This window comes from Streptomyces sp. SID5910 (assembly GCF_009862125.1).
Taxonomy (GTDB): Bacteria; Actinomycetota; Actinomycetes; order Streptomycetales; family Streptomycetaceae; genus Streptomyces.
The window spans coordinates 1-4,045 of record NZ_WWHX01000147.1; the positions used below are offsets into that span (position 1 = coordinate 1).

4 protein-coding genes are annotated in these 4,045 nt (G+C 73.1%); 2 read left to right on the forward strand and 2 right to left on the reverse strand.

Annotated elements, in window-relative coordinates:
- Positions 1-50 precede the first annotated feature (50 nt).
- The gene (locus GTW67_RS05505) at positions 51-830 is read right to left on the reverse strand and encodes a hypothetical protein (protein ID WP_161163665.1); all 780 of its coding nucleotides are present in this window, start codon (positions 828-830) and stop codon (positions 51-53) included.
- A 305-nt stretch (positions 831-1,135) separates the two neighbouring features.
- On the opposite strand from GTW67_RS05505, the gene purN reads away from it, so the two are divergent.
- Both purN and purH read left to right on the forward strand, forming a co-directional pair.
- Entirely contained in the window at positions 1,136-1,774 is a 639-nt protein-coding gene (gene purN / locus GTW67_RS05510; protein ID WP_161163666.1) for a phosphoribosylglycinamide formyltransferase, read from the forward strand.
- Complete coding sequence (purH, locus tag GTW67_RS05515; RefSeq protein ID WP_161163667.1) at positions 1,771-3,339, forward strand: bifunctional phosphoribosylaminoimidazolecarboxamide formyltransferase/IMP cyclohydrolase; 1,569 nt, start codon at positions 1,771-1,773, stop codon at positions 3,337-3,339. The genes purN and purH overlap by 4 nt, the downstream gene beginning before the upstream one ends.
- 121 nt (positions 3,340-3,460) lie before the next feature.
- Here purH and GTW67_RS05520 read toward each other — a convergent pair.
- Positions 3,461-4,045: lytic transglycosylase domain-containing protein (locus tag GTW67_RS05520; protein ID WP_237518686.1), on the reverse strand; the 585-nt coding region annotated here is incomplete at its 5' end.

The following is a 4,045-nucleotide window of genomic DNA, read 5'->3' on the forward strand; positions in this document are numbered from 1 at the left end:
ACGGCCTCGTCCTCAAACGCCGGACGGGCTGACAGAAAGGGTGCGCGTGGTCAGTCTTCTGTGCTCAGGATGTCGCGGAGGTGTTCCGGGAGCAGCTTGCTGCACGTTTGTTTGGCCTCGGTCGTCAGCGCGTCGTTCTGGCACGTGTAGTAGTCGTTGTAGACCAGCTGCGCGGTGAAGGACGCGGCCACGAAGAGGACCGCCAGGGAGGACGTGACCAGGCCGCTGATCGCGGCGGTCCGCTGGGGGCGGGTGTCCTGGGGGGCGGCCGGGGCCGGGTCGTCCGGGTCGGTCGTGGTGCGGGGCTTGGCGCGCAGGGAGCTGATGCCCCAGTACAGGGCGAGGGCGCCGAGCAGCAGCGCCACGTACGACCAGCTGAAGAGCGCGAAGAACAGGGCCCACATGCCGCACAGCAGGGCATAGCGCGCGCGTCGCTGGGCGGGGTCCGTCGGGTCCCAGCGCGGGCCACCGCCGCCGCCGGAGCCCTCCGGGCCGTTGCCGCCGGGCTGCTCGCCGAAGCCGCCGGAGGAGCGGCCGGGCTGGCGGTCGCTCCACTGGCGGCCCCACGGGGAGCGGCCGCCGCCGCCCTGCGAGTCGTCGCCGCCCGACGGGTGCCGCGGCTGCCAGGGGCGGTCCGGGGAGCCCTCCGGGGGCGGGGCGAAGGGGTTGTCGTCCTGGGGGGTGCCGCCGCCCTGCTCGTCGCCGTTCTCCCGGTCCGAGGAGGAGTCGGGCGGCGTGGAGGGACGTTCCCGCAGCAACACGGCGCTGCGCTGGTCTGGCTGCGCCGACTGCTGGGGGAGCGTGAGCAGTCGCAGGCTGCGGTCCGGCATCAAGTGAGCGTCTTCCCCTTGGCGATAACGAACTGGCGACGATGGAACGGCGGGTGCGAACGGGCCGCACCACTGGTGAACGCGTGGCACACGGGTCCCGTTCCCGGTCCGGCTCCACGCAGACGCTACCTGCCGGCCGCGCCCCCGTCCCGAGGGGGCCGTCCGGTGTGCCGGTATCGTTGCTGACGGTCGGCCGCTTCGTAGACTTCCCCGTATCCCGGGGCGCGAAGCATTCGTAGGACCGTACAAACCTGCGTATGCGGGGGCCGACCGTACAGACCGCTCCCCCGAGAAAGGCCCCCACCGTGGCCGCCAAGCCCGTGGCCCAGCGAGCCAAGCGCCTCGTCGTGCTGGTCTCCGGATCCGGCACCAACCTCCAGGCGCTCCTCGACGGGATCGCCGCCACCGGCGTCGAGGCCTACGGAGCCGAGATCGTCGCCGTCGGCGCCGACCGCGACGGCATCGAGGGCCTGGCGCGGGCCGAGCGGGCCGGGCTGCCGACCTTTGTGACGAGGGTCAAGGACTTCGGGACCCGTGAGGAATGGGACGCGGCGCTCGCCGGGGCCGTCGCCGCCCACGAGCCGGACCTCGTCGTCTCGGCCGGGTTCATGAAGATCGTGGGGAAGGAGTTCCTCGCGCGGTTCGGCGGGCGGTTCGTCAACACCCACCCCGCGCTCCTCCCCAGCTTCCCGGGAGCCCACGGAGTGCGGGACGCGCTCGCGTACGGCGCCAGGGTCACCGGCTGCACCGTCCACTTCGTCGACGACGGCGTCGACACCGGGCCGATCATCGCGCAGGGCGTGGTGGAGATCCGGGACGAGGACGACGAGAGCGCTCTGCACGAGCGCATCAAGGAAGTCGAGCGAAGGCTGCTCGTCGATGTCGTGGGGCGGCTCGCCCGCAACGGCTATCGCATTGAGGGACGAAAGGTAGTTATCCAGTGACCGCCACCGCCGAGAGCAACAAGCGGGCCATTCGCAGGGCGCTCGTCAGCGTCTACGACAAGACCGGGCTGGAGGAGCTGGCGCGCGGGCTGCACGAGGCCGGCGTCGAACTCGTCTCCACCGGGTCCACCGCCGGGCGGATCGCCGCCGCCGGCGTCCCCGTCACCAAGGTCGAGGAGCTGACCGGCTTCCCCGAGTGCCTGGACGGCCGCGTCAAGACCCTGCACCCGAAGGTGCACGCCGGCATCCTCGCCGACCTGCGCCTGGAGAGCCACCGGCAGCAGCTCGGCGAGCTGGGCGTGGAGCCGTTCGACCTGGTCGTGGTGAACCTGTACCCGTTCCGCGAGACCGTCGCCTCGGGCGCCACCCCCGACGAGTGCGTCGAGCAGATCGACATCGGCGGCCCCTCCATGGTGCGCGCCGCCGCCAAGAACCACCCCTCCGTCGCGGTCGTCACCAGCCCGGCCCGGTACGGCGACGTCCTCGCCGCCGTGCAGGACGGCGGCTTCGACCTCGCCGCCCGCAAGCGGCTGGCCGCCGAGGCCTTCCGGCACACGGCCGAGTACGACATCGCCGTGTCCTCCTGGTTCGCATCCTCCTACGCCCCGGCCGACGACTCCCCCTTCCCGGAGTTCCTCGCCACCAGCCTGGAGCGCGCCCACACCCTGCGCTACGGCGAGAACCCGCACCAGCCGGCCGCCCTCTACACCGCGGGCACGGGCGGTCTGGCCGAGGCCGAGCAGCTGCACGGCAAGGAGATGTCGTACAACAACTACGCCGACACGGACGCCGCCCGCCGTGCCGCGTACGACCACGACGAGCCCTGCGTCGCGATCATCAAGCACGCCAACCCGTGCGGCATCGCGATCGGCGCGGACGTCGCCGAGGCCCACCGCAAGGCGCACGCCTGCGACCCGCTGTCCGCGTACGGCGGCGTGATCGCGGTGAACCGCCCGGTCTCCAAGGAGATGGCCGAGCAGGTCGCCGAGATCTTCACCGAGGTCGTCGTCGCGCCGGACTACGAGGACGGCGCGCTGGAGGCCCTCACCAAGAAGAAGAACATCCGCGTGCTGCGCTGCCCGGACGGCCCCGCGCACCCGGTCGACGTGAAGCCGATCGACGGCGGCGCCCTCCTCCAGGTCGCCGACCGCCTCCAGGCCGAGGGCGACGACCCGTCGACCTGGACGCTGGCCAGCGGCGAGGCCCTGTCCGAGGCGGAGCTGGCCGAGCTGGCCTTCGCCTGGAAGGCGAGCCGGGCCGTGAAGTCCAACGCGATCCTGCTCGCCAAGGACGGTGCCTCGGTCGGCGTCGGCATGGGCCAGGTCAACCGCGTCGACTCGTGCCGCCTCGCGGTGGAGCGGGCCGGCGAGGAGCGGGCGCGCGGTTCCTTCGCCGCGTCGGACGCGTTCTTCCCGTTCCCCGACGGAGCGCAGATCCTGATCGACGCCGGTGTGCGGGCCATCGTGCAGCCCGGCGGGTCGGTCCGCGACGAGCTGGTCGTGGAGGCCGCGAAGCAGGCCGGCGTCACGATGTACTTCACCGGGACGCGGCACTTCTTCCACTGATCCCGGCCGTACCGCAGGTGTGAAGCGGGCCTCCGGCTCTCCCCCGCGGGAGCCGGAGGCCCGCTCCGTGCGTTCACGGTGCCGACTGCCCGGCGGCCCGGCCACCTCGGACCTCACAGGGTCACCTCGCGCCGGGAGGCGTGTACTCCTTGACGTAGTGGGCGACGCGGTCGGCGTAGGCGCGGTGGGCCGGGGGGACCGCGCCCGTGTCGTTCACCTTGCCGTACGACGTCCGGTAGGCGACGGCGACCAGTACCCGGCGGTCGCCCGGCAGGCCGGCGTTCAGGCGGGGCGCGATCCAGCACAGGTACCTGCCCATTGCCGGGATCGACTCGGCGGGCGGGAAGGGCGGCTCGGGCACGGTCTCGCCGGGCGTGCCGTCGGCGTTCATCCACCAGCGCAGCACGCTCGGCGTCCAGCGGGCGATGCCGTACTCGTTCTTCGCGGGGTCGGAGAGGGTGGCGTCGAAGTCGCTCTCCACCTTGAGTATCGCCGCGAGGAGGGCCGGGGTGACCTCGTCGCGGTCGCAGTCGTGGGCCGTCTCGACGATCAGCAGCCGGTAGGCGGGCGGCACGCCCCGGTCGGTGCGGAGCTCGTCGGCGCCGTAGGACGCGGCGGCCACGGTGGCCGCGCCTGCCCGGCCCGGGGCGCCGGACGCCGCGCCGGACGCGTCCGGGCCGCCGCCGGCCAGGGCGCCGACGCCCCA